Consider the following 26,281-nt stretch of genomic DNA (forward strand, 5'->3'; position numbering starts at 1 on the left):
CTGATTTTTTTCTGGACTCCTCCGGCATTGGCCTATACATGCTTCTCTCTCCGCACATACAATACGATGTACTCAAATACAACACACACCGAAAGGGGAATGAACATGAGCGAAGAAGTAAGAGGCGGATTTAACGGTTGTTGTGGCGGTGGATTCACAAGCACTGGCGCCATTCTGGTTCTCTTTATCCTGCTGGTAATCATCAGCCGTTCACTCTTTGTCTAACTAGAGATGACAGTCTCGGGAGAGAGCCTTGAGCTCTTTCCCTTTTCCAGTGGTACACCTCATTCCCCACACAAAAAAAAGGCTCCCTCATCCGTAGAATCCTCTACTTTTGAGAAAGCCTTTTTTATTTTGAAATAATCTCTTACAAATCCTCGTCAACCATCCGTGCTGCTTTGCGGGACAAGTATCCCTTAAACAGAAAGGATACCAGAATCCCTGCTGCAAAGGTACCAATCACTGGTAGTAGGCGGTCGCCTATAGAGGCTAAGAAAGGTAAACCAAGAATCAGTGCCACTAGCAGATGCGCGCGGAATACGAATTGCGTTGTGTTATCCGCCTTACTGCCTTCAGGAAAGGGATACACTGTCAACCAAAAAGACTCACTATGCAATTTGCGGAGTGCCGACAATTGTACACCAATAATGAACAGGAAGAACAAATAGATGGCTGTACCGAAGTAACTGTCATGGTTCAACCAATTCAGCAGCAAAGCCAGTACCGAAATCCGCATAATGATTCCGAAGATATCTCCTCGGGCGAAGCTTTTGGTCAGCAGATAGCGGTAAGCCGTATCCTTACGCCAAGGCAGCCGAGCCCCCCATTTGGAAAGATAACGACGAGGATATACCCGTTGCTCACGGCCCGGTACATCCACGAACCAACCCAGAACCATCAGGGCGCGTCCACCTTGATTTTTTTCCATGGCGATTAGTCTTTCCCAAGGTACGGCGTGGCGTCCAGGTACGGATAGTGCAACAAGATAGGCTGCTGCTAATAGCGCCATAAATATCAGGCTTCTACCGGCAGGCTGCCACAACCAAGCGGCAATAATTAATCCTCCTACTGCCCAGCGTAAGAAAGTGAATATACCTGCCATCGGACGCGACAGCATAGCTATCTCTTTCCATAAACCGTAACTCGCGATTAGCTTCACAGCAATCAGAATCAATATTGTAAATAACAGCCGCTTAGGCGAGTCATCTGTACGTATGTACAACGGCCAAAGGGTAATGAGTACAAATAACAATCGAACAATCTTCCATACGTTCCCACTCACCCACGAAGGTGCGAAATATTCCTTCATTCGATGTCCTTGAGGCAATAGAAAGATCGTATCCGGAGTCTGCAAATAGGTGCGGAAGCTGCTATTTACTGCTGCAGGCAGCAGTATTGCAAGCATAATCCAGCGGATGGGAATGCCTTCAGGCACATTCTGTAACAACGATGTATACCAAGCAGAGAAGACAATCAATACAAAGAGGAAGACCATAGCTACGCCGCTTTGAATGATATATCCCACATAAGGAAGCATACTTCCCATGAATCGACCTCGCCGCGTGCGCCGCAGCTCTTTCAAATCCATATTATTTCCCTCCCTGAACCAGCTCGTAGAACAGCTGCTCCAAAGTCAGCCCCTGTAGTCCAGTGGTTGCCGCAATTTCTGCCAGCGTTCCCTGAGCAATCACCTTACCTCTATGCAGCACAATAAAGCGGTCGCAATAATTCTCAATGGTAGAAAGAATATGAGAGCTAAGCAGAATAGAGGAGCCTGATTTTTTCAGATCCATCATGAAATCAAGCAGAGAGCGAATCCCGAGCGGATCCAGTCCTAAAAAGGGCTCATCGATCACATATAACGCAGGGCGTGCCACGAAAGCGCACATGATCATGACCTTCTGCTTCATCCCTTTGGATAGATGAGTCGACAACGTGTCCATCTTATCTTCCATATGGAACAGCTTGGCTAGATGTAAGGTGCGAGTTTCGTAGTCACTTTGTTCTACCCCATACGCTCTTGCTGTAAATTCAACATGCTCACGTACTGTCATTTCATCATACAGAAGAGGCGATTCAGGTACAAAACTCAAAGCATTGTGATATCCGATGGGATCTTCAGCACGAGTCTTACCCTTTACTGTGATATCGCCCTTATGGGGCGACATCAATCCTAGAATATGCTTCATGGTCGTACTTTTTCCTGCTCCATTTAAACCAATTAAACCAACCATCTCGCCAGGCTGCACCTGAAGTGCAATATCATGCAGCACCGGCTTATTCAGGCTGTATCCACCACTGAGGCCCGTAATTTGCAATACGGGAGAATTATTCATTGACCGTCACCTCTCGGAGTTTTGTCTTTCAACCACTTTGGTGCTCCTTTATTCTTACGGTTCTTCTCACGTTCCGCATTGCTGCTGCGTTTGCTTCGTGCAGGAGTAGCACCTCCACGCGCGCCTGCAGAAGGGTTCACACTGCGCTGAGAATCGCGCTGTGGTTCTACGCTTGCCTCACTTGTCTGGATCGTAGCCAGTCTTTTAACAGGTTGCTGCTCTGTGCTGGTTGTAGATGGCTGAGTTCCTGCATTCCCAGATGTTCGCGCCTGTGGCTTACTGCTGCGCGGAGAAGAAGTATCGCGGCGTTGTCCGCTGCTCTCATTTCGTCCCCGTCCACTATTCAAAGCGTTGCGCGCTTCATCTGCTGCTAGCACCTTGCCACCGACCATTTCCCGCTCTTCAAGGGCAATATCCAGTTCACGCGCAAATTTACGCATAATAAAGGTCTGCTGCTCTGTCACAATCGTTACGGATAATCCGCGTTTTCCCATCCGACCCGTACGACCCGCACGATGTACATAATGCTCGGAATCAAAGGCAGGATCGAAGCTTACTACCAGTGACAAATTCTCAATATCCAGTCCTCTGGCAGCTACATCACTGGCAACAAGCACACGGAATTTCCCTTCGCGGAAACGTGACAGTACATTACTGCGCGTTACTTTATCAGCATCACCGTAAAGTGCGGCTGCGGTCAGTCCAAGATGGTTTAGCTTAGCCTCTACCTCTGCAATATCATCAGTCGCATTCACGAACACAATCGCCTTTTCTGGATTGTAATGACGGATGACCCGACGCAGCATGTCTATTTTGTTGCGTTCTTCCGTTACAACGTAATGATGCTCTAGACTCTCTGCTGTCATGACACCAGGAGCAATTCCAACCTCTGCCGGGTTCTTCATTTCACGATTTGCCAAGGCTTTCGTCTCCGGACCAATGGTTGCAGACAGCATAACGAGCTGGCGTGAACGCAGTGCGCTGCTAACAATTTTCGTTACCTCTCCGGCCCCGCTTAGCTGAAACATTTGGTCCGCTTCATCTAGAACAATCGTGCTGACTTCATGCATCTTTAACTTGCGAAGACCAATCAATTCGCGAATCCGGCCAGGGGTTCCCACAACAAGCTGTGGATGCTCACGCAGTTTATCAATCTGGCGTTTGATGGCTGCCCCGCCAATAAGACCCATAACTCGAATCCCACGGTGTTCGCCATAACGTTCCGCCTCACGTAAGATTTGCATCGCCAGCTCCTGTGTAGGGGCGAGCACCAGCTTTTGGACCACCTTCTGCTCCGGGTTGATCGTTTGAAGCAGAGGCAACAGATAGGCCAAGGTCTTACCCGTTCCAGTCTGGGAAGCAGCAATAACATCTCTTCCCTCCAGCAGAAGTGGAATCGTCTGCTCTTGTACAGGGGATGGAGCGTTAATACCGAATTCCGACAATCGGGCAACTAGGTCTTCCTGAATGCCGATAGCCGCAAAAGAAGCTTTATTCATAAGTGTAATTCATCCTTTTCGCTTGAGATAATATCTTCATTATATGCCAAAAAGGCCTCTCCACCAAATGGAAGGCCAATATTGCTGACAGCAGGCTCTATTTTCTGTTCATCGCATTATAAGTAAGCTTGTCCGCCAGGCGAGGAAACAGACCATAAAGCCGAATACCAAACCCTGCCAGACCCGGAAGATCAATCTCTTCTTTGCCAGTTTCCATGACCTTTACGATCTTGGAAGAGACATGTTCCGGTGTCATCATCATCCGAGCTACGCTCTTTTCATAATTGCCGGAAGGGTCAGCCGTTTTGAAAAAATCAGTGGCAATGGGACCAGGGTTCACAGCCGAGACGATGATTCCGCTCTTCCGCAGCTCCTGACGAAGTGCATTCGTGAATCCGAGAACAGCATGTTTGGTGGCTGTATAGGCTACCGATTTAGCTGTACCGATCTTCCCTGCCATAGAAGCCACATTTACGATCTGGCCACTTCCCCGCTCTAGCATATGTGGAACAACAGCCTTCGTACAGCGAACAATCCCCATATAGTTAACATCCATCATATCATCAAACTCATGAGGCTCCATCTCTGTAAAAGCGGCGAATTTACCGTACCCAGCATTATTTAGCAAAATATCAATTCTGCCGTAAGTCGCCAAAATTTGAGCAAAGGTCTCTTGTACACCGTCGGCATCTGTTACATCACATGTATACAGTCCAAAAACGCCCGGAATACCGGCCGCCGTTTCTTTCAACTTCGCTTCGGAACGTGCCAAAAGGATCGGAATCGCACCTTGCTTACTAAGCATTTGTGCGGTTAATGCACCAATACCGCTGGATGCTCCTGTAATCACAACAACCTTATCTTTAAGTACCATAAAAAGTATTTCAGCTCCTAACTCTTGCCTAAGAGATCATCACCTGAATATCCATCTCTCCAACCCCATCCATCAACAATGGAATACTAAGTGCTCTGCGAGGCAAAAAGGACATGCTCTCAAGCTTCATAATTTGGGGAGGGCTTATATCCACTGAAACCCCCTGATTATATAGAATCGTACTAGCATTTCCACTGATCATATTGCCCAGCTCTGAAATTGCACTCTGACCCATCTCATCCATCTCCGTAATCACATAGCCGCCCATCATAATCGATACCATTCGCAAGGCTACCTGCTCTGCGATACCAAATATAATATTTCCGCTCAGCTGGCCTGTCATTCCCACTTGAATCCATATATGATTATCGATCAGTTCAATTTCTTTGATGCCTAAATTCCCAGTGGAAGGCGAGACCTGAATCACTTGTTCTATAACTGTCCGTGCAGATTCTAAAAACGGATTAATTACTTCTGCTTTCATGAAAGTCCTGTCTCCCCCTTTATCGTGCTTTAGTCATATACCAAAAGTCCCAAGTAATATGGATTTATTATACTTTATATATCGGCACAATTCAGCAAAAATTAATGTACATGTCGAATTCGAACCCAAGTTTGTTTATGTTGCAACATTGCTCTGTCGGGTATTATCTCCTATAATTTAAATCAAATGCCAACATGGAACGTAATATTTCACCCCATCACTTTCATATTTGCTTGTCCAAAGGAGGTATTCCATGAACATCAGCCAGCTGGAGACACTAATAACGATCTCCAAAACGATGAGCTTTCGCAAGGCCGGAGAACTGCTTAACTTGACCCAACCAGCGGTTTCAGCACAAATCAAGAGCCTTGAAGAAGAGTTCAAAACACAGCTGGTTGACCGGAACCAGCCTGTTACGTTAACCGATCGAGGAACTGTATTTCTGGAGCATGCGGAACAAATTGTGACGATTGTCGAGGAGCTTAAACAGAGACTTGCGGACCTTGAAGATAATCCCCAAGGACATATTATTCTCGGCACTACTACCTCTATCGCCATTCAAATTTTACCGCGTATTTTGTCCTATTTTAAAGACCAGTTCCCTCATATCAAAACATCTATTTCCTCTATGTCCTCGTCTCAAATTTATCAACATGTCGAGAATGGCATTGTCGATGTCGGCATTGGCTATTTGATCGGACGTAGTCCGAGTATGACTACTTCCATTCTTTATTATGATACATTCGAGTTGGTGGTCTCACCTAGACACCCCCTGGCTCAAGTTAAGACTGCAGGTATAGAAGCCCTAAACAAAACCCCGCTAATTCTGCTCTCACCGGATACAGTGGGCCGTAAATTTGCCGACGAGGTATTCTCCAAGCATGGCATAGAGCCACAGGTAATTATGGAACTGACCAGCAGCGAGGAAGTGAAACGGATGGTAGAACTCGATTTAGGTGCAGCCATTATTTCCAAGCAGTCAGTGACCGCTGAGGTGCGAGCCGGTTCCCTCAAAATTGTGCCTATTATTGAATTGGAAGTCACACATCCTGTTGGCGTCATAACGAAGTCTGGAAAATACGTGAACTCAGCCATGAGACAGTTTCTCAGTGATCTCAAAGGTATGCCGGAGACACAATTTATTGGGTCTGAATAAAAAACACCCAATAGTGGAATCGATACTTCTGAGCTAATTGCATAACCTTGTTTAAAGGAGTTGATCTTGATGAAATTTGACCTGCATACACATCATTTTCGCTGTGGCCATGCTAATGGAACGATTAGAGATTATATCGAAGCCGGAATTTCAGCAGGTTTAGGGGTAATAGGCATTTCTGATCACACCCCATATTTCGGAAGCCCTTCCGAGCAAGCTTTTCCTCTAATTGCTATGGGTAAGTCCGAATTCTCAAACTATGTTGAGGAAGTCCTCTCCCTCAAAAAAGAATACGAAGGTGTAATCGACGTTCTGCTAGGTATTGAATCAGACTACTTCCCTGAGCATGCCGAGCTTTACCGCAAAACATTATCCGCCTACCCTTTTGATTATGTGATTGGATCGGTGCATAGTGTTGGTGGCGTCAGTATCTTTAACAAGGGTCGCTGGAAAGGGCTTAGCAAAAATGAACAGATTGGTGTGAAGTCTGATTATTATCGATTGATTGCTGATTCCGCCCGCAGTGGCATGTTTCAAATTCTCGGACACATTGATGCGATGAAGGGAAATTATCCTGCTTTTTCAGAAATCCCTGCTCCAAAGCCAATTGATGACTGTCTGCAAGTAATTAGTGAATGCGGCGTGGCGATCGAAATTAATACCTCAGGCGGAACCAAGCTGGTTGGCGGTTGGTATCCCTCAGAAGATATACTGGAGCGTGCACATCATTTTGGCGTTGAGGTTACTTTCGGTTCGGATGCGCATAAGCCGTCCCGAGTCGCAGAAGACCTAGATGCGGTAGCTGCACAGCTAAAAGCGATAGGTTTTACACATTGGGTTTATTACAAGCAGCGCGAGAAAATTAAAGTTTCACTGTAAAGATTTCTTATATTTCGAACAAATGCACCAAGCGTTATTGGTTTAGGGGTGGGGTTACCCTCCGTTAAACCAATCTCCGCTTGGTGCATTGTCGTTTATTTATAGGTTGTCGCAGGTAAACCCTTGCTGCTTCAGTGTGCGCTTCGCATCCCCATATTCCGGGTTGATATCGTAAAAATGAGCAATCGTGCTCGTCCAATCTCTCTCCGTTAATCCCTGCTGCTGCATATATTCACGGTGGGTTTGATTATACGCCTCCAGGAGGCCTTCCACATCCGGATTGTATTGTTCCTCATGAAACACCGCTTCCAGCGGCAGCCGCGGCTTCTGTGCGGTCTCTTCGGCTGGATATCCAACACAGAGCCCGACGATAGGAAATACGTACTCCGGCAGCTTCAACAGATCAATAACGCGTGCTGTATTGCGCCGGACACCCCCAATAGGGATGATCCCAAGTCCCATGGATTCTGCCGCTGCAATCGCGTTAGCCACTGAGATACCAACATCTGTAGCTCCAACGAGCAGAGCATCTACATCTTTTACCGCTTCAAAAGACTTGCCTTCCATTTTACTTGCTAATTTCGCTCTATAGAAGTCCATGCAGAACACCAGAAAGATGGGGGCTGCTGCTACATGCTTCTGATTGCCGCACAAGACCGAAAGCTGCTGCTTACGTGCAGGATCCTTGATAGCTATAATGGAGACCTGCTGTCCATGAACCCATGAGGGCGCTGCTTGGGCCGATTCGATCATTATCTTTAGCTTATCCGGCTCCACTTGTAGATCAGAATACTGCCGGAAAGAACGGTGATTCATTAACGTCTGTATTACATCATTCAAAATATTACGCCTCCTTCTCAATTCATTCGACTGTTTGTTAATCATAAACGATCGGATTAGGTCCTGACAAAAAAAATGGACCCGAATCATCGGGTCCCAAAGCAGTATATTTTTAAAAGGGGGTCATGTACTTAGTTTAACCGGACACTGTTAGAGTTTCATAACGGCATTATTTCATTTGTGTAACAATGTGAATACTTTCATTACATCGTCCAAGGAGCCTACTCTGGGCATCACTCGCTCCAGCATCATGCCGTTCTTAAGCATCACACGTTCGGATCTAATATTATCTCCTCGGCAGCGCCCTTCGATCCGCGTGATTCCAAGCGTATGAACACTGTAATTTAAAAATAAGCCAACCGCCTCTGTCGCCAATCCGCCTCCCCAGTACACCGGGTCTAGCATATATCCTAAAGTGGCCTTGCCCTCACGGCGGTTCCAATGCTGTAAAGCAACAATACCGATCAACTTCTGCTGCTCCTTCAAATAGATACCCGCATGTAACGCGCAAGGATCGAATGCGAATAACATCCGGTTCACCAGCTTCTCCGCCTGAGCAAGGTCTGATCCAGCTCCGGTGCGTATTTGAATATGAGCCTGCACTTCTGGGTGGGAGAGCAGTTGCTGCAAATGACAAGCATCCTCGGGCGGAATCATCCTAAGGTCAACCGCCATACCTTGTTGCGTCTGGAACGATACTGCCTCATAAGTGCTCATACTCTCTCCTCCATGCAGCTAAAATATCAGCCTATTCATCCGATGAATGGTGCAATGTCAGCACCGTTAATTCAGGCCTACATAGAAAACGAAAAGGCATGACTGTTTCGCCAAAACCTCTATTCACATACACTGGCATGCGCTTGGTATCTGTATAATACAATCCATTTATGTACTTTTGAGACCCATAAGGGGTGAATGGCGCACCTACAAACGGCAGGCGAATCTGTCCACCATGGCTGTGCCCGGATAGCTGTAGGTGAAATGAATGAGCCTCTGCTATATCAGCATAATCCGGTTCATGCATCATCAGAACGGTAAAGGTTCCTGCAGGCACACCCTTGAGTGCCTTCACAGGGTCAGGCTCGCCATGCAGCAGATCATCCAGTCCGGACACAGCCATAACTGTCCCGCCTCTTTTTAGAAGATAAGATTCATTCCTTAGCACCCGGAACCCAGCAGATGTAAACAACTCGATAATCCGCTTCGTATTCTTGAAATCATGGTTGCCTAGCACCGCATATTTTCCTAGTGGAGCATTCAGCTCTGCCAATACAGGTATGGCATCTACAAGATCCTCAGGGTTGCTGTCCACGATGTCGCCTGTAAAGCATATAAGATCCGGTTCCTCCTTAGCGATACGCTCTGCAAGTCGAGCCAGATCACGGGCATCCTTATTAAACCCAAGGTGAGTATCACTGAAATGGACAACCTTCATGCCTGAAAAAGCAGAGGGAATATCTTTGAAGGACAACTTCAGCTTAGTAACCTGAATCCAGTTGGGCTCCCCTTGCCAAGCGTAACCACTTGTGAGCAAGCCTGCGCCGATTACAGTAGCCGCACCTCGAACCAGGAATTGCCGGCGGGTCATTGTTGTCTTGCCCTTAGATCGACGTCCAGAGGCGCTAGAGTGGGTGTCTTTACCTGAATTATTTTTCTTATTGGGAGAAGCCCCAGACGATTGTATCTTCATACGGAGTTTCTCCTTCCCTTCAGCTTTCGTTTAGAGCCGTCAGTACAATTCTACATTCTTCCTCTGGCGTATCACGGTATGCGGGTGCGATGCCTCTATTAGCAATTTCTGATCGTTGGACTCGTTTCAGCATAAAGGCTACTTCCACCGTCTTCTTAAAGGGAAAAGGATCCAGCACTAACGTTGACTTATCTTTCCACTCCACGGTTATCGTACGACCTGACGTAAAACTGAAATCTTCACTGCCAGAGAATCCTTCACGCCACCATGGATGCTCCTCAGATTTCGGGCTACCTGGTTCATTTAAAGCCAAATATAGAGATAAGTCATCGCAGAACTCCAAAAGACGGGCATCATAATACAGCTCATCCTCACCAATCGGTTTAGATACTTCCAGTTCTCGGTGAATACGGGATCTACGTTCCTCTTCATGCTCTTGATATAAAGTCAGTTCTGGATAATCCAGTCCCGAAATCTTAATGAGTCGTTCAAAATGCAAGCTGCACAAAAGCGCTCCGTAAGGTGTCCGCGCCTCGATCTCATCAAGTCCTCGCTTATAAAAGGTCAGCTTCGGCACTACAGGAAAATCAATAAAGCTGTAAGGCGCGTGTTCCGCATCGTTCCAAAAGGGCGTCTCATCCAGATCAATCCAGCCCCGGTCATGTTCAGCTACCGCCCAAAGCACCTCATCCCGGCGTCCTTTTTCTGGCACATGCTCTTCCTTAAACCAAATGGCAAGCTCTCCAGCTAACTTCCCGTGATCATGCTGTTTAACCATTACAATTGCTCCATCATGCTCCCGACAAATCACGATTATTCCTCCCTGTTGTTCCACACCTAACGTACGTTAACAATGGATATTATAGCATATGCTATTCATTCTTCTGAGCTAGACTAATTCCCTAATCTCTACCAATTATAAACAAAAAAGCTATCCTCAGCGAATATAAATCCACCATTGAGGATAGCTCAATATTAAAGATTCGGCGGTACTACTTATTACACACCTAACCAGCGTTTGAACATATGTTTTGTCGTCTGCTTATTAATTTCTGCAATGGAGGTGGTAAGAGGAATACCTTTTGGACAAGCGCGCACACAGTTCTGTGAGTTACCACAACCGTCAATACCGCCATCTTCCATCAATGCGTCCAATCTTTCATCCGCATTCATTTCACCCGTAGGATGAGCATTGAACAGGCGTACTTGAGAGATGGCTGCGGGTCCGATGAAATCCGTCTTCTCGTTGACATTCGGACAAGCTTCCAAGCATACGCCGCAAGTCATACACTTAGATAATTCATAAGCCCACTGCCGTTTCTTCTCCGGCATACGTGGTCCCGGCCCAAGGTCATACGTACCATCGATTGGAATCCAGGCCTTTACTCGTTTCAGTGCGTTGAACATCCGGGTACGGTCAATCACTAAGTCACGCACCACCGGAAATGTCTTCATTGGCTCAATGCGTACAGGTTGTTCCAGATTGTCTATAAGCGCTGCGCAGGCTTGGCGAGGTTTGCCGTTGATCACCATCGAGCAAGCTCCGCATACTTCTTCTAGACAGTTGGAATCCCAGCATACCGGAACGGTGCTGTCACCTTTGGCATTCACAGGGTTACGCTGAATTTCCATCAAAGCACTGATTACATTCATACCCGGACGATAAGGGAGCTCAAATTCCTCAACATAAGATGAGCTTTGTGGATCGTCCTGGCGGGTGATGATAAACTTTACGTTTTTGGGAGCTGTAGCAGTTTCCGCCATAATGGTTCCCTCCTCAAATTGCCTAATTTTATTTCATTAAGCTTGCCTCGCAAGCTGTTTCACTGCTGGAAAGATTAATCCTTCGAATAATCACGGACCCGTGGAGGGATCAGTGAGACATCGACTTCGTCGTAAGAGATTTGCGGACCGTCTGCAGTCCAGGCTGCTTTCGTGGTCTTCAAGAATTCCTCATCATTACGATCCGGGAATTCCGGCTTGTAATGAGCGCCGCGGCTCTCATTGCGCATAAGCGCTCCCAGTGTCATCGCTTCGGACAGCTCCAGCATGTTCCATAGCTGACGGGTGAAAGCTACACCTTGGTTATTCCAGCGTGACGTATCGTTCATATTGATATTGCGATAGCGTTCTTTAAGCTCTTTGATTTTGCCAATGGTCGCTTCCAGCTTCGGATTGTGCCGTACAACCGTCATATTGGCGGTCATCCATTCACCCAGTTCCTTGTGAATCACATAAGCATTCTCTGTACCTGACATCGCTAGCAGAGACTCATATTTGTCCGTCTGCTTTTTGTGGAAGCTATCATAGACAGAAGAAGAGATATCTTGTGACGATTTCTTCAGACCTTTAATGTATTCAACAGCCTTTGGTCCAGCAACCATACCACCGTAAATGGCAGATACCAGAGAGTTAGCGCCTAGACGATTCGCTCCATGATATTGATATTCACATTCGCCTGCCGCAAACAGACCAGGAATGTTTGTCATTTGGTTGTAATCAACCCACATACCGCCCATGGAATAGTGCACAGCCGGGAAGATTTTCATCGGTATTTTACGAGGGTCATCCCCCATGAATTTTTCGTAAATTTCAATAATCCCGCCAAGCTTCACGTCCAGCTCTTTCGGGTCCTTGTGAGAGAGATCCAAATACACCATGTTCTCACCGTTAATGCCCAGCCCTTGATCCACACACACATTAAAAATCTCACGTGTAGCAATATCGCGCGGCACCAAGTTACCATAGGCTGGATATTTCTCTTCAAGGAAATACCACGGCTTTCCATCTTTATAAGTCCAGATGCGGCCGCCTTCACCACGTGCTGATTCCGACATTAAGCGGAGCTTGTCATCTCCTGGAATAGCCGTTGGGTGAATCTGTATAAATTCTCCGTTGGCATAATGTACGCCCTGTTGGTACACCGCACTTGCTGCTGTGCCCGTATTAATTACGGAGTTCGTTGTTTTACCAAAAATAATACCAGGCCCGCCGCTAGCCAAAATAACAGCGTCTGCAGGAAAAGTCTCAATCTCCATCGTCTTGAGATTCTGGGCACTTATGCCGCGGCATACACCTTCGTCGTCAACGATGGCCGAGAGGAACTCCCAGTTCTCACGTTTCGTTACAAGACCTTCGGACTCCCAGCGGCGCACTTGCTCATCCAGCGCATACAAAAGCTGTTGGCCTGTCGTTGCGCCAGCAAATGCAGTGCGGTGACGCTTCGTTCCGCCGAAACGACGGAAGTCGAGTAATCCCTCAGGTGTGCGGTTGAACATTACGCCCATCCGGTCCATAAGGTGGATGATACCCGGTGCTGCTTCACACATCGCCTTGACCGGTGGCTGATTCGCCAGGAAGTCACCGCCGTAAACGGTATCGTCGAAGTGCTCCCAAGGAGAGTCGCCCTCCCCTTTCGTATTTACCGCGCCGTTGATGCCGCCTTGCGCACAAACGGAGTGTGATCTTTTTACCGGCACTAATGAGAATAATTGAACATGCGCACCGGACTCCGCTGCCTTGATGGTAGCCATCAGGCCGGCCAGACCGCCACCCACGATAATGATATTTGCTGTTGCCATGATAGTTCACTCCCTTTATTGAAAATATCAGAAAGGATTCTGGAATCTAGTCCTGAGAGGATAATTACTTAGATGAAAGTCTTTATGGACTGAGCTATAGAAGCTGCGGTTTGAAATTCAGCATCACGGAAAGTGACTAGTGAAATGAGGAACATAAACGTTACAAGAACAAATATACCGAGACAAAGGTAAGAGGATACCCGCTGTGAACGAGGTCCTACCGTGATTCCCCAGCTGATCAAGAAAGACCATAGGCCGTTTGAGAAGTGAAAGCATGCTGCAACGATACCGATAATGTACAGTGTCAACATCAGTGGTTGAGTCACGATATCATGCATCAGACCGCCCAGCTCTTCATGCTCTACACTACCAACTGCCACCTGAACCCGGGTTTGGAACAAATGCCAGACTATAAAGATAAAGGTAATAATTCCTGTAATACGTTGCAGCGTATAACGCCAGTTTCTTTCAATGTTGAAACGGTTCAAGTTCGGCTTGGATTGATAGGCAATATACAGTCCATATACGCCATGGTACAGCAGAGGTAGCCATATACCGAACAATTCCAGGAAGAAGACAAGCGGCAGGCTGTTCAGCCATATCACGCTGTCAGTGAAACCGGAAGCGCCACCCTCTACAGCCGCAAAATTCGTCATCATGTGCTCAATGAAGAAAGCTCCAAGCGGGATAACGCCTAGCAAGGAATGAATCTTTCTGGAATAAAATCCTTTCATACAAAGTAACCCCTTTCCGATTAAAACAGCGTTTTCATTATTGTGTATTCACCGCCGGAACTACATTTGACACAGGATAACGTAGACTATGTCATGACAAAACGTCTATATTTACCGCTATCCTTGGTTTCCCGGACTTTGTTTTCTTTTTCACAAAATGTGAATATCTTGTGTCACTTTTCATGTTACTCCTTTTTCCCTTATAAGGGAATTGCAATCTAATTATTAAACGTTATACAATAAACGCATAAGAATAGATTTTATATGATAATAATTCTCATTTAGAGAAACAACATTTTCCGACAAATCTTTTATTTCCTTATGGAGCAAGAAGTATTGTCTTCATGGCTATGAATTTCGTCACTACTGTTTATAGATTGCACTACGAGAGGAACATAAATATGTTTGACGATTTAGATGTTTTTGCAGCGGTTGTGGAGCACTCCAGCTTGAATCGGGCCTCCCGCCAGCTCAATCTGTCCCAACCTGCCCTATCTCGTAAAATCTCCAAGCTGGAAGAACGACTGGGTGTCGCGCTATTTAATCGTTATGGCAAGCGACTGGAGTTAACCGAGGTTGGGCGTCTTACTTATTCCTACGCACTTGAACAACGGCAGCAGCGCTCTAAATTTCTGGAGGCTTTGTCTAAATACAAAGAAGGCGAGCCTAAGCTCGTCACCTTAGGGGCGTCACTTACCTCACTGCAGACCACTCTGCCTCCACTAGTTAACGCATATATGGAGAAATACCCAACTGCGGAGCTGAAGCTAATCACAGGCCGAACACATGAAATTGTCTCCTCTGTCAGTGAAGGAAAGTCAGATATAGGTCTGATCGCTTCCTCTATTCAAGAACCTGGACTGCGCTGCATTTCTCTGTTTGAGGATCAACTTCGACTGGTTGTTTCTGAGCATCATCCTCTGAATCAATCTACCAAGCTAACCATGGATGATCTGTCCCGACTGCCTATGATCCTGTTCTCCAAAGGCACCTGGTACCGACGTCTAACAGACGATCTGTTCCAGCGCTGTGGAATTGATCCAGACGTTCGGATGGAGATTGACTCATTCGAAGCCATCGTGCGGCTGCTGCCGACAGTCAATGTGGCAGCGTTACTGCCCAAGTCTTATCTGCGTCCGCAGCTGTTAAACGGCGGTGGGCTGGTCTCTCTGCATATTAAGGAGCTGGAGCAGACTCAGCGAACTACCTGCCTGATTTACCGTGACGATGGGAGCCTGAGCACAGCGGCCCGCAGCCTCGTGCAGGTCACAGAAGAGATGTTTCTAACGGAACGAGAGAAATAGTACATACCTCTGCGTGCAGCCTTAATTAAAAAAGCCCTCCGTCCCATGTAAAGGACGGAGGGCTTATCTATTTAATCTTGGTTTACAACTTCATCCTCAAATCGATCAATACTTTCATTAGAACCAATGAGTACCATAACGTCGCCCTCACTCAAATGATCATGTGCCGTTGGAGCCACTATAATTCCACTTTCCCGGTTCAGGGCAACAATACTGCAGCCATATTTCGCTCTTGTATTTAAATCTGACAAGCTTTTCCCGTTCATGCAAGACGGAACGGTTAGCTCGACGATTTTATAATCCTTGGACAGTTCAATATAATCCAGCAAATTGGGTGTCACGAGCTGATGTGCCACACGAATGCCCATATCCCGCTCCGGAAAAATAACCCGGTCCACGCCCAGCCTGGACAACGCACGACCATGAAGGATCGAGATCGCCTTGGCTACTACTTGCTTGACTCCAATCTCTTTTAACAAAATCGCCGCCAGAATACTTCGTTCCATATTGTCGCCAATCGCAACAATCCCACAGTCAAAGTTCCGTACGCCGAGCGAGCGCATAATTCCTTCATCTGTAGCATCAGCCACTACCGCATGCGTCAGGTGATCGCTCATTTCCTCCACACGCTCCTCATGGTGATCAATGCCGAGCACCTCGTAGCCCATTTCCATCAGCTCAAGTGCAAGGCTTGAGCCAAAGCGGCCTAAACCGATTACTACAAATTGCTGTGCTTTCATTTCGGATTAACTCCTATCCAATAATTATTTTACCTTCTGGGTGCTTATACAATGGTTTACCCTGTTTAGGTCCAAGCGCATACACTAATGTTAATGGACCTAGCCGACCTGCAAACATGGTCAGACAGATCAGAATCTTGCCGAAGATAGACAGTTCAGGTGTCAGCCCCATGGTTAGTCCCACCGTGGCAAAAGCTGAGGTCGTCTCAAATAATATCGCTAAGAAATTACTATCCTCTGTTGTGGACAGTAACATCGACACCGTGAGGACCAATAGCAAAGCGAGTAATGTTAACGTCAACGCTTTATAGATACGCTCTTGCGCCAATCGGTAACGGAACAGTACAACATCTTCACGTCCGCGCAGCATCGCGATTACTGCACCAATCATAATCGTAAAGGTTGTAGTCTTGACCCCGCCACCTGTTGATCCTGGAGATGCACCAATAAACATAAGAATAACCATAAAGAACTGTGAGGCTTGCCGTAGTCCGGCAATATCCACCGTATTGGCGCCAGCGGTTCGGGGCGATACCGACTGAAAGAATGCCGATAATATTTTGCCGCCGAAATTTAAATTCCCCAGTGTGCGCTGATTCGTAAATTCAAATATAAAAATAACCAAAGCGCCGATAAGAATAAGCCCTGCAGTGGTGGAGAGTACAACTTTGCTATGCAAAGATAATTTACGTTTGACACGAAACTCCACCAGATCCGACATGACAATAAAACCAATACCGCCAGAGACAATCAGAAACATCACCACGATGTTCACTAGCGGGTCATATACATAATCGGTTAAACTCCGGAAATCCCCGAAAATATCAAATCCAGCATTATTAAACATAGACACCGCATGAAATATTCCAAAATAAATGGCCTTTCCCAGTGGCATATCAAACGCCCAGCGTAAGGACAGAAGCACCGCTGCACAGCCTTCGATGACCAAGGAATAAATAAGTACTCTCCGGATCAGTCGAACAATCCCCTCCATAGAGCCTTGGTTCATTGCTTCCTGAAGGATCAGTCTGTCCCGCAAGGAAATTTTGCGTTTCATCATCATGGCAAATAAGGTCGCCATTGTCATAAACCCTAAGCCGCCCACCTGGATAAGCACCATAATTACGGTTTTCCCAAAAATGGTGAATGTCGTCCCGGTGTCCAGCACCACAAGTCCTGTCACACAGGTGGCCGATGTTGCAGTAAACAACGCATCAATAAAACTAACAGCATTCCCGCTGGTACTCGAAATGGGAAGCATTAGCAGCAAGGCTCCAATCAGAATGATCGATGCAAAACCAAGCACCATAATCTGAGGCGGAGAGAGCTTCAGGAACTTTGATTCAGAAACCCTGCGAAACTGTGAAGCCACTACGCTCACCCTCTTATCAAAATTTAAAGAATTCCAACAAAAAAAGCACTGGAAAACCAATGCTACCCTTGGTTCCTGCAGTAAATTAGCCTACGAGGTTAGCTGACGGATTCGGACTGTGCAGGCTGCCCTATTCGTTCCTAGAACGAAATTCACCCCTGATGAATAAAGACAACGCCTATGGCGTATACTCATCTTTTCATTACTTCTTATGGTTCCCCCGTTTTCACCTGAAATTCGGCTATATACAATTGCATACAAATTATATATGTTATTTCGATAAATCACAAAGACACTATTAATGGTGATTCATATGAAAAATGCGGTTTGGAGAGGATGTACCACTAAGAGTGCCTTTTCTCATCACTTTTCCGTGTTTTCCCTGCAATTGCATCGATTTTCATGAAAAATGAAGAAAGAATCACCTTAAATTCATGGTATATATTCAGTTACCTATTCTATAATATCTCTATTACCCATAAAAAGAATATACGATGATTTTTGTAACTATCATGGCACTAATACTATAATGGAACATAACATTGTCAGTTTACAAGGAGGCGTTACATGAATCCCGTTGGCCAGCCCTTACAGCAACGTGCCCTCTCCAAGAGGCTCATCATCTCGGGCATTATCGGTCTTATTCTATTTATTATGTTTCAAATTGCTCCCTCGGTGCTAAATAGCCCTGCCGGGGAAGATACTACTGTCATCAGTAAGGCGGAAGCCCGCGACAAAGCCATATCATTCGCAGAACAAAAGCTGAACTACACCAAAGCACCAAACGATCAGTGGAATGTACTGTACGATACGGACTCTTCCTTTTATGGTTATATGTCCCGCGAGAAGCTTTTGGAGGACTATACAAAAAAGAAATTGGATCAACGATATCCTTTTGACATCTTTCGTGTAACACTTAGTCCTTCAGCGGAACAAGAGCCACTGATCTCTGTTGACCTCAATATGTATACTGGTGGAGTTGTCGCTTTCACACAAGGTGCAGAAGGATCAGGTACCGGATTACCAAACAATGTATCCACCAGTGCAAAAGAAGAGGACAAGGGTACTACCTTATCACTTACACAAAAAGAAAATCTTGCCCGTCCCTGGCTTCAGGAATGGGATGTAAATCCCGCCAAGCTGCAAATTGAATCGAATACGGGAAACTACGGGCTCGTGTATACAGATCGTTCCGTTCAGATCGGCGAATCCTTACTACACTATTATTTCGATTTCACTGGCGAACAGGTATCCAGCTTTAAAGCAGGATTCACCGCTCCAGCCTGGCATACCTCCTATGTAAAGGACCAGACCTCTCTCGCGGAAAAGTTTACTTTATTCGGCTACGGTTTGCCTACTTTAGCTTTAGGAATTCTGGCACTCATCTACAGCATACTTAGAAGAGAACATACCTCCTTTAAGCGTGGAATATTCCTAAGCTCAGCTTATTTTGTAATCATGATGATCAGCACCTATAATATGCTCCCTGAATCCTCAGGCGAAGGACTCGAGGCTCAGATAACTTCCGTCATAATGTTCATCATTTATGCCTTATATAGCCTCCTAATGTCCTCCCTGCTCTATTTTTCTTTAGTTGGAGGGGACGGCCTATGGAAAAAAGAAGAGGGGATGAACCCATGGCCTCGTGCTAAAGAGCCTGGCTATGGAAAATATGTTCTGGATAGTATCCGGGCTGGATACGTCTGGGCATTCGTGCTGCTAGGGGTGCAGACCCTTATGTTCATCGTATTATCACTTACCTTGCAGAACTGGTCCACTACTGACGCTACTCAATCTCCTTACAACATGAGATATGCTTGGCTGCTGCCCATCGTTGCATGGCTCGCTGGTTTATCCGAGGAAGCCATTTATCGTTTTTTCGGAATTCCTATGTTGAAAAAAGTATTCCGAAGCACGTTCATTGCTTGCCTGATCACCACGCTGGTTTGGGCGTTTGGCCATACGCTGTATCCGATCTACCCCATCAGTTCCCGTCCTATTGAGCTGACCGTGATTGGTTTGCTCTTTAGCTATATTTTCCTTCGTTACGGATTTATTGCCGTCATGTTCAGTCACGTCGTGTTTGACAGCATTCTGATGGGCGCTACGCTGATCTTTATGAAGGAAAGCGTGAATGTAGGGGCTGGTATCTTCGCGATTATAATGCCGTCCATAGTCGCTTACATCGTCTATCGGTTTAATCCACCGCAGAAATCAGAACCTAAGCCGGTTGAACCTACATCTGTAATTTAAAGAAGTAACGGGTGGATAACCTATAATAAAAAAAGGTGTCACAGCAGAAAACTGCTGTGACACCTTTTTTATATTAACGTATACAGCATTCCAGTATTTCGAATGCCTATGTCGCTGGCTCTTCATCCTTGAGCGCCTCAAGAATTTGACTAGCCAGCTTTTCGCCAATAGAAAGTGATTTAAAATCCTCTATGGAGGCTTCTTTAATTTTCTTTAGTGATCCGAAATGCTTAAGCAGCGCCTTGCGCCGCTTCTCGCCTATACCTGGTATGGAGTCCAGTTTAGAAGTAACCATGGACTTCCCACGTTGTTCACGGTGGAAGGTGATGGCGAATCTATGCACCTCATCCTGAATCCGTTGCAACAGATAAAATTCCTGACTATCCCGAGCCAAAGCGACAGGTTCTGGCGGATCTCCAACCAAAAGCTGAGCCGTCTTATGCTTATCATCCTTGACGAGACCACAGACCGGAATGAATAACCCCAGCTCGTTCTCCAGAATATCAATAGCTGAGGATATCTGCCCTTTACCACCATCGACTACGATAAGATCTGGTATCGGCAGGTTCTCTTTCAGCACCCGTTCATACCGTCGCCGGATGACCTCGCGCATCGTTCCATAATCATCCGCACCCACCACCGTACGAACCTTATATTTACGATACTCTTTTCGTGCGGGCTTGCCATCAATGAAGACAACCATTGCAGAAACCGGATTAGTCCCTTGAATATTCGAGTTATCGAACGCCTCGATCCGGCTTAAGCGTTCGAGCCCCAAGCTCTCGCCTAAGCTCATTGCAGCACCAGAGGTACGTACTTCATCTCGTTCAATAAGCCGGAACTTCTCGTCGATTGCGACTGTAGCATTTTGGCAGGCCATACCGACCATCTGCTTCTTGAGGCCACGCTGTGGCACTAGCACTTTGGTGCCGAGCCACTCCTGTAGAATAGAGGCGCCACCTGCAGCATCAACGACACCTGCTGCTGATGCTTCCGCAGCGGCCATTTCACGGGCCTCAACTTCTTCAGGCGATTCGGGGGTATCTTCCCCCTTTTGTAGATCTTCTTCGGCTGGAGCAGCAATGACAATCGCCGGTTTAGCTTCTTTATCAACCACTGCTTCCTCGTCAAGCACATCCGGCAGAAGAATCTCCTGCGGCAGAGCAGGATTATCACTGTAATACTGCGTCACATAAGACATAAAGTCACTGTAGGCTTCCCCATAGAACGGAAAGACAGAGGAGTGGCGCTGAATCATCTTCCCTTGTCTCATGTACAGAATCTGTACACACATCCATCCCTTGTCTACCGCATAACCAAATACATCACGATCCTTAGTATCTGTGGTGTTAATCTTTTGTTTCTCCATCAATGCATCAATATGGATAATCTGATCCCGCAGTTCCTTCGCCCGTTCAAAATATAATTCCTCAGCAGCTTCCTGCATCTTCTGCTGTAGATCCTTCTTAACCGCATCATGACCTCCGCTCAGAAAAGCAGCGATATCTTGCGTAATCTGCTCATACTCGGACTTCTGCACTTCCTTCTCACACGGTGCCAAGCATTGGCCCATGTGATAGTAAAGACAGACTTCCTTTGGCATTACGCCACATTTACGGAGCGGATACATACGATCGAGGAGCTTTTTCGTTTGCTGTGCAGCATAACCATTAGGATAAGGGCCGAAATATTTTGCTTTATCTTTAATCACCCGGCGTGTGACTTCAAGCCGAGGGTGAGTTTCATTCGTTATTTTGATATAAGGAAATGTCTTATCGTCCTTCAGAAGTACGTTATAACGCGGCATATGCTTCTTAATCAGATTGCACTCGAGAATGAGCGCTTCCATGTTACTGGACGTAACAATATATTCGAAATCTGCAATATTAGCGACAAGACGCTGAGTTTTACCATTATGACTGCCTGTAAAATAAGAGCGAACCCGGTTCTTAAGCACCTTCGCCTTACCCACATAAATAATGGTGCCTTCTTCATTCTTCATCAGATAGCACCCAGGCAGGTCGGGTAATAGAGCCAGTTTGTTGCGGATATTGTCCAAAATGATCCCCTCCAGCTAAATTGGACCCATAATTAATTGGCATTCAGCACACAAAACGCCTCCGGAATGAACCGAAGGCGCTGAGCGGCAGGGCCGAGGCCCGAACAGTAGCATTTAACAATTATTGATGTTTAGCTACGATATTTTTCAGGGATTCTTTGGAGTTCAATCCCACAACTTTATCTACCGGTTGACCGTCTTTGAAGAAGATCAGGGTTGGGATACTCATCACGCCAAAACGGGAAGCCGTTTCCGGATTCTCATCCACATTCAATTTTGCAATCTTCACGCTGTCTCCCAGTTCTGCGGACAATTCGTCCAAGATTGGAGCAATCATCTTACAAGGACCACACCAAGGAGCCCAGAAGTCTACTACTACAGTACCTTGACCTTCCACTTCGTTACTGAAGGTTTGGTCAGACACGTTCACGATAGCCATGATATTGTTCCTCCTCTAAAGTTTTACGAAACATTACTCCACTCTAAACCAAAGCTTAGTTTATGGAAGCTGCTCCGAAAATATAAGTTAATAAATTGTTTCATGTAATATGATAACCAAATTACCACTTACCGACACAATTCCAGTATAACATATCTTTAAGGGATATGTTATATATCACATACAATTATATTGCTCTCAAACTAATTTTATTTATGTTACTCTTTTCTTTACAATCTCCCCAGCCTTTCGGTATACTCTAAGAAAGCGCATTAAATGTCAATGACTTATTTCATAATGGTCAACTCAATTTGCATCTTAACAATACAGGCATTGTCCCTGTAAGGAGGCAGAAGCTATGGATGTCAACGCGCAAGCACGGGACCCACGAGAACATATCAACGAAGAACCCCGCAATGATCTAGGCGATTTAATGAATGGATTTTTCGGAATGACTGCATTTATGACCGTTGTCTTTTTCGGCATGGTTATCATTAAGTTCATTTCGGAGTAAGGGAATCATCGCAATATAAACAGAGGCCGTCTCAAAAGTAGTGAATGCTACTTAGGGGGCGGCTTCTTTTTTTGAGAGTAAATAAGAAAAAACAGAGAGCAACGATCCTCTAATAAAAGGAGAATCGCTGCTCTTTTGAATGTTACGGTTATGAATATTTCGAGTTTATCTAATCGTCCCCCGTTGATTCTCCCCATGCAGTGGAATAACATCCACAAAAGGAGCAATACGATCCATCAAACGTTGACCTTTATAAATCTCCTCGCCATCCTTGCTCGTAAAGCTAAGATGTTTCTCCAAACCATCGAGCGGATAATTTGAGGTATAGAAGGTTGGCTTACGGTTCATCCGATAATTCAGAATCGCACCAAGCACATGATCACGCGCCCATGGATTCAAGTTCTCCGCACCAATATCATCAAAAATAAGTAAATCGCAGTTTTTCAACGTATCTACGGTTTCCTTCATCTTCTGGCCGTCCATCATGATCGACTTCAAATCCTCGATAAAATCTGGCATATATACGATAACTCCAGTATAGCCGGCAACAGCAAGCTCATGAAGCAAGTAACACATCAGAAATGTTTTGCCTGTTCCGAAAGTCCCATGTAGATAAATTCCGCGCGAGGTCAGACTCTCTTCTTTAACGCTCGTGATATAATCAAATATTTTATTAACAGCAGAGACCCGGCGTGGATCCTTGCCCATAATATCTATTTCATCATAACCGCCATTGAGCACACGCTCGTCCACATAAAAGCTACGGATACGTTTGCGGATGCTATCCTGATTATCCTGTGCCACTTTAAGCCGGCATGCCGTCTTGCGCTCATATAAGTCCGCCGAACCATTCACGCTCTCGACCGTAAGTTTGCTAAAGTGACCAGGGAAATCATTCGGACATTTCTCTAGACCCGGACAGTTCGCACAGTGGCGGCTTTCCTCTAGATATTGATACAGGCGGCTCATATGAAGCCGCAGTCGCGAATCATCTAACTCAGGATGTTCAGACTGTAATGCCTTCACAAGCGGATGATTGAATAACTCCTGTTCAAGATCGCGTTGACGCTGCCGTAGAGTTGGATTGTTAATCGAACGAAGCACATCGCCCATAGACTCCATAGTTCCACCTCTCTTTCATTACGGCGCTTGGGAAACGCCTTTTTTCTTGTTGGCTTTAATTTCTGCAGCTTTCTTCATCATCGCCGCGAATTCCTCTTCCGATACCGTTCCGGCACTTCCATCGTCCAGCACAATCGGAATTTCCGGTTTAGCGGATCGACCTGTATTTTTAGCATATGAACGTGATCGAGATCCTGCCGCCGTGTTAGTTGTAGCTCCCTTGCCTTTCACTTTGGACTGATCCCTGATATATTTTACAGCCTTTTCGTAGGTGTTCACCTGTTTAACCAGCATATTGGAAGCGATAGCCTCCACAAAATTGCGGTTCATTCGCTGTTCTCCACCTGAGGCTACCATAGTCATTAAATAATGAATAAGTACATTGATTACTTCACCGCTTAGCTTATAGTTCAAATCTATTTTCTCGAACATATCCATCAAATGACTGGGTACTGCACCTGGGAAAAAAGTTTGAAGCAGCCGCGTATAAGGTTCGTTCCGCAGCATCATATTATATTGGTGGATGTCACATTTGGACAAAAATTGTGGTGGTACTTCTACATAATACTCCATCTCTACAGATTGCTCCGGTGGTGCTATAGAATCATCATTCTCTTCAGAGGCACTGGAACGGATGGAAACAACCTTAGCAGCAGCAACTTCACGCTTTTCTTGTCGTTTCATATCCTGCCTGAAATGCTGGCTCGCTTTATATTGCAGTGCATCCAGAATAACCTCGCCATCCGGTGAGAACACGCCATCTTCATCCAGCAGACGACATAAATCCTGCGGACTGAGTTCGTACTTATGAGCTACATAGTTAATAACACCCATTTGAGTATGGTCAAAACGCAGTTTTTCTACATGAGCCCGGTTCACGGATTCCCTTGGAAAACGCAAAATAATATCACTATATCCAATCGCTTGTTCTCCAGATTCACGCATACCAGGCTGACGCACAGTGGCTACTTCTGCAAGTGCCTGCTCCAGCTCATAATCAATGACATGTGTATTAAGTTGAAAAATATCATAAAAAGGCACGGAGATATTCTCTTTGCCTATGGATCTGCGACTCCATTCTTCTGGCTCTCGATTCCAGAATTGTTCCCGTAAGGACAGCACAGCAAATTTGCCGATTTTATCGCGTAACAGCAACGTCAAATGCTGAGTGGCAAAAAAGTCAGCTGGCGATAGCGGCGGCATAAGCTCATATTCATATAAGTAATCATCGGTTTCCGGCACATAGATTCGACAGGTCTGTAGCAGACCTACCGCTTCTAAACGGGAAGCCTGATCTATTAAATATTTGCGGCCTTTCTCATTTGGTTCAACGCCTAGCGTCATAAATAATCTGCGCTGTTGCTCCACTCCAGAATAGCCAATGCTATCTGCTGGTACATGTTCAACCAGCAAGCGATAGAAACTGATTGCAAAAGCTCCTACCATAGGCTGATACACAGAGCTAAGCATACGTCCATCTATAACACTAAGACCAAATTCGCGGGAAACGCAGTACCGATGATGTTCGGTGAAATGATGTAAGTTACTCATGCGCATCTACGGATACCCCCTTGTTTTCACGAATTCATACAGGATTCTATTCTATCATAAAAAACGTTGCCGGAAATGTAAATAAACTACCAATTCCGACTCTTTTCGCTATATAATCAGCTTTTTCATACGATTATCTACCTCTATTAAACAAGAAGAAACGGCTTCACTGTCCTCTGGAAGAGGAAGGTTCCGTTTCTCGCTGAATTTCAAAATTGATTCTTAGCGTAGAACTAAAAGCTTATATGTTCAAAAAAACGACTCTCACATCAGAGCCGCAGGTCTTCCGATTAAATCTTTAAAACATCTTGTAACCGCCAAAGCGCAGTTTTTGAATGGTCCATCCACTCAATATAGCACCTGCAAGACCAGCGACACCAGTTAAGTAATCAACAAAGTGGAAACTGGAGAGATGCTCCCAGAGCGACATCGCGCTTCTATCCCAAATGGAATAGACTACGACGGGTAGAATAATAAGTACGAATAGATAAGCGGGAAACCAGGTTGTCTTCATTAACATGTTAAGAATAAATCCAATACCAAACATCATCACAAAGAATAAAACGGTTAGGATAAACACTGGAATAAACCCCATCTTACCGTCACTACCCCTTTCTATAAAGAAGCGCACATCTTATACGAGCTAGTAGTAAGTTTACTAGAAAAAATGTCACGAAGCAATGAACTTTATTCAAAATTAGGTCTAATACTCTTACAACGGAATGTCATCATTTGCTCTAAGCAACTTGATTGCGATACAATGCATATAGATTAATAAATCATACATAGTCTATGATGCAGGAGCTTCGTAGCTAGTTTTACGCGATGTTATTTCAAGCGGAGCCTATGCTTCG

At 45.7% G+C, this 26,281-nt stretch carries 25 protein-coding genes and 1 riboswitch; of the genes, 6 read left to right on the plus strand and 19 right to left on the minus strand.

Translation table 11 applies throughout. From position 1 onward, the window contains the following. The first annotated feature begins 105 nt into the window (after nucleotides 1–105). Nucleotides 106–225, plus strand: coding sequence for a YjcZ family sporulation protein (locus tag MKY99_RS25275; protein ID WP_212567871.1), 120 nt, complete (start codon nucleotides 106–108; stop codon nucleotides 223–225). A gap of 142 nt (nucleotides 226–367) precedes the next feature. Here MKY99_RS25275 and MKY99_RS25280 read toward each other — a convergent pair whose 3' ends face one another. The 5 genes from MKY99_RS25280 to MKY99_RS25300 all read right to left on the minus strand — a co-directional run bounded on the left by MKY99_RS25280 (nucleotide 368) and on the right by MKY99_RS25300 (nucleotide 5,193). Then, nucleotides 368–1,588, minus strand: coding sequence for an ABC transporter permease (locus MKY99_RS25280; RefSeq protein ID WP_339267001.1), 1,221 nt, complete (start codon nucleotides 1,586–1,588; stop codon nucleotides 368–370). A gap of 1 nt (nucleotide 1,589) precedes the next feature. Continuing rightward, nucleotides 1,590–2,336: an ABC transporter ATP-binding protein gene (locus tag MKY99_RS25285; protein ID WP_076285232.1), complete on the minus strand. Its 747-nt coding sequence runs from the start codon at nucleotides 2,334–2,336 to the stop codon at nucleotides 1,590–1,592. Continuing rightward, nucleotides 2,333–3,835 (minus strand): DEAD/DEAH box helicase, encoded by a 1,503-nt coding sequence (locus tag MKY99_RS25290; RefSeq protein ID WP_339267003.1) that lies wholly within the window; start codon nucleotides 3,833–3,835, stop codon nucleotides 2,333–2,335. The genes MKY99_RS25285 and MKY99_RS25290 overlap by 4 nt, the downstream gene beginning before the upstream one ends. Nucleotides 3,836–3,932: 97 nt before the next feature. Continuing rightward, entirely contained in the window at nucleotides 3,933–4,709 is a 777-nt protein-coding gene (locus tag MKY99_RS25295; RefSeq protein ID WP_076300333.1) for an SDR family oxidoreductase, read from the minus strand. Between the two features lie 28 nt (nucleotides 4,710–4,737). Beyond that, a complete protein-coding gene (locus MKY99_RS25300) occupies nucleotides 4,738–5,193 on the minus strand; it encodes a chemotaxis protein CheX (protein ID WP_042130872.1) in 456 nt (151 codons plus the stop codon). 253 nt (nucleotides 5,194–5,446) lie between these two features. Here MKY99_RS25300 and MKY99_RS25305 point away from each other — a divergent pair, with 253 nt between their 5' ends. Together MKY99_RS25305 and MKY99_RS25310 are read left to right on the plus strand one after the other, a co-directional pair. Next, nucleotides 5,447–6,349 carry a LysR family transcriptional regulator gene (locus MKY99_RS25305; RefSeq protein WP_042191539.1) on the plus strand — a complete coding sequence of 301 codons (903 nt, stop codon included), beginning with the start codon at nucleotides 5,447–5,449 and terminating at the stop codon, nucleotides 6,347–6,349. Between the two features lie 69 nt (nucleotides 6,350–6,418). Then, nucleotides 6,419–7,228 (plus strand): histidinol-phosphatase, encoded by an 810-nt coding sequence (locus MKY99_RS25310; protein WP_339267005.1) that lies wholly within the window; start codon nucleotides 6,419–6,421, stop codon nucleotides 7,226–7,228. Nucleotides 7,229–7,327: 99 nt separating this feature from the next. Here MKY99_RS25310 and MKY99_RS25315 read toward each other — a convergent pair whose 3' ends face one another. The 7 genes from MKY99_RS25315 to MKY99_RS25345 all read right to left on the minus strand — a co-directional run bounded on the left by MKY99_RS25315 (nucleotide 7,328) and on the right by MKY99_RS25345 (nucleotide 14,073). Next, complete coding sequence (locus MKY99_RS25315; RefSeq protein ID WP_339267006.1) at nucleotides 7,328–8,068, minus strand: NADPH-dependent oxidoreductase; 741 nt, start codon at nucleotides 8,066–8,068, stop codon at nucleotides 7,328–7,330. Nucleotides 8,069–8,242: 174 nt separating this feature from the next. Then, nucleotides 8,243–8,785: a GNAT family N-acetyltransferase gene (locus MKY99_RS25320; protein ID WP_339267008.1), complete on the minus strand. Its 543-nt coding sequence runs from the start codon at nucleotides 8,783–8,785 to the stop codon at nucleotides 8,243–8,245. Between the two features lie 31 nt (nucleotides 8,786–8,816). Next, nucleotides 8,817–9,758, minus strand: coding sequence for a metallophosphoesterase (locus MKY99_RS25325; RefSeq protein ID WP_339267010.1), 942 nt, complete (start codon nucleotides 9,756–9,758; stop codon nucleotides 8,817–8,819). A gap of 19 nt (nucleotides 9,759–9,777) precedes the next feature. Continuing rightward, nucleotides 9,778–10,569 carry a DUF3891 family protein gene (locus tag MKY99_RS25330; protein ID WP_339267012.1) on the minus strand — a complete coding sequence of 264 codons (792 nt, stop codon included), beginning with the start codon at nucleotides 10,567–10,569 and terminating at the stop codon, nucleotides 9,778–9,780. Between the two features lie 188 nt (nucleotides 10,570–10,757). Next, the gene (gene sdhB, locus MKY99_RS25335) at nucleotides 10,758–11,522 is read right to left on the minus strand and encodes a succinate dehydrogenase iron-sulfur subunit (RefSeq protein ID WP_042130877.1); all 765 of its coding nucleotides are present in this window, start codon (nucleotides 11,520–11,522) and stop codon (nucleotides 10,758–10,760) included. A gap of 74 nt (nucleotides 11,523–11,596) precedes the next feature. Then, nucleotides 11,597–13,339, minus strand: coding sequence for a succinate dehydrogenase flavoprotein subunit (gene sdhA / locus MKY99_RS25340; RefSeq protein ID WP_042191550.1), 1,743 nt, complete (start codon nucleotides 13,337–13,339; stop codon nucleotides 11,597–11,599). Between the two features lie 68 nt (nucleotides 13,340–13,407). Continuing rightward, nucleotides 13,408–14,073, minus strand: coding sequence for a succinate dehydrogenase cytochrome b558 subunit (locus tag MKY99_RS25345; RefSeq protein WP_042130879.1), 666 nt, complete (start codon nucleotides 14,071–14,073; stop codon nucleotides 13,408–13,410). Nucleotides 14,074–14,474: 401 nt separating this feature from the next. Between MKY99_RS25345 and MKY99_RS25350 the strand changes: the two genes are divergently transcribed. Next, entirely contained in the window at nucleotides 14,475–15,377 is a 903-nt protein-coding gene (locus MKY99_RS25350; protein ID WP_042191552.1) for a LysR family transcriptional regulator, read from the plus strand. A gap of 71 nt (nucleotides 15,378–15,448) precedes the next feature. On the opposite strand, the gene MKY99_RS25355 is transcribed toward MKY99_RS25350, so the two are convergent. Further along, nucleotides 15,449–16,117 carry a TrkA family potassium uptake protein gene (locus MKY99_RS25355; RefSeq protein ID WP_042191554.1) on the minus strand — a complete coding sequence of 223 codons (669 nt, stop codon included), beginning with the start codon at nucleotides 16,115–16,117 and terminating at the stop codon, nucleotides 15,449–15,451. 13 nt (nucleotides 16,118–16,130) lie between these two features. Then, the gene (locus tag MKY99_RS25360) at nucleotides 16,131–17,426 is read right to left on the minus strand and encodes a TrkH family potassium uptake protein (RefSeq protein ID WP_339271789.1); all 1,296 of its coding nucleotides are present in this window, start codon (nucleotides 17,424–17,426) and stop codon (nucleotides 16,131–16,133) included. A gap of 136 nt (nucleotides 17,427–17,562) precedes the next feature. Next, nucleotides 17,563–17,742: riboswitch (cyclic di-AMP (ydaO/yuaA leader) on the minus strand. Between the two features lie 314 nt (nucleotides 17,743–18,056). Here MKY99_RS25360 and MKY99_RS25365 point away from each other — a divergent pair. Beyond that, nucleotides 18,057–19,742 (plus strand): CPBP family intramembrane glutamic endopeptidase, encoded by a 1,686-nt coding sequence (locus MKY99_RS25365; protein WP_339267014.1) that lies wholly within the window; start codon nucleotides 18,057–18,059, stop codon nucleotides 19,740–19,742. A 106-nt stretch (nucleotides 19,743–19,848) separates the two neighbouring features. Here the strand turns inward: MKY99_RS25365 and uvrC are convergent, their stop codons facing one another. Both uvrC and trxA read right to left on the minus strand, forming a co-directional pair. Beyond that, entirely contained in the window at nucleotides 19,849–21,801 is a 1,953-nt protein-coding gene (gene uvrC, locus MKY99_RS25370; protein WP_339267016.1) for an excinuclease ABC subunit UvrC, read from the minus strand. 121 nt (nucleotides 21,802–21,922) lie between these two features. Continuing rightward, entirely contained in the window at nucleotides 21,923–22,240 is a 318-nt protein-coding gene (gene trxA / locus MKY99_RS25375) for a thioredoxin (protein WP_042130884.1), read from the minus strand. 358 nt (nucleotides 22,241–22,598) lie between these two features. On the opposite strand from trxA, the gene MKY99_RS25380 reads away from it, so the two are divergent. After that, on the plus strand, nucleotides 22,599–22,754 hold the full coding sequence (locus tag MKY99_RS25380; RefSeq protein ID WP_143759540.1) for a YqzM family protein: 156 nt from the start codon (nucleotides 22,599–22,601) through the stop codon (nucleotides 22,752–22,754). Nucleotides 22,755–22,919: 165 nt separating this feature from the next. Here MKY99_RS25380 and dnaI read toward each other — a convergent pair whose 3' ends face one another. The 3 genes from dnaI to MKY99_RS25395 form a co-directional block, all read right to left on the minus strand. Then, entirely contained in the window at nucleotides 22,920–23,876 is a 957-nt protein-coding gene (gene dnaI / locus MKY99_RS25385; protein ID WP_339267019.1) for a primosomal protein DnaI, read from the minus strand. 18 nt (nucleotides 23,877–23,894) lie between these two features. After that, entirely contained in the window at nucleotides 23,895–25,433 is a 1,539-nt protein-coding gene (locus MKY99_RS25390) for a DnaD domain protein (protein ID WP_042191562.1), read from the minus strand. A gap of 292 nt (nucleotides 25,434–25,725) precedes the next feature. Beyond that, on the minus strand, nucleotides 25,726–26,022 hold the full coding sequence (locus MKY99_RS25395; RefSeq protein WP_042130887.1) for a YuiB family protein: 297 nt from the start codon (nucleotides 26,020–26,022) through the stop codon (nucleotides 25,726–25,728). Between the last annotated feature and the right edge of the window lie 259 nt (nucleotides 26,023–26,281).

The sequence above is a fragment of the Paenibacillus sp. FSL R5-0470 genome (assembly GCF_037975205.1).
Lineage (GTDB): Bacteria > Bacillota > Bacilli > Paenibacillales > Paenibacillaceae > Paenibacillus_AQ.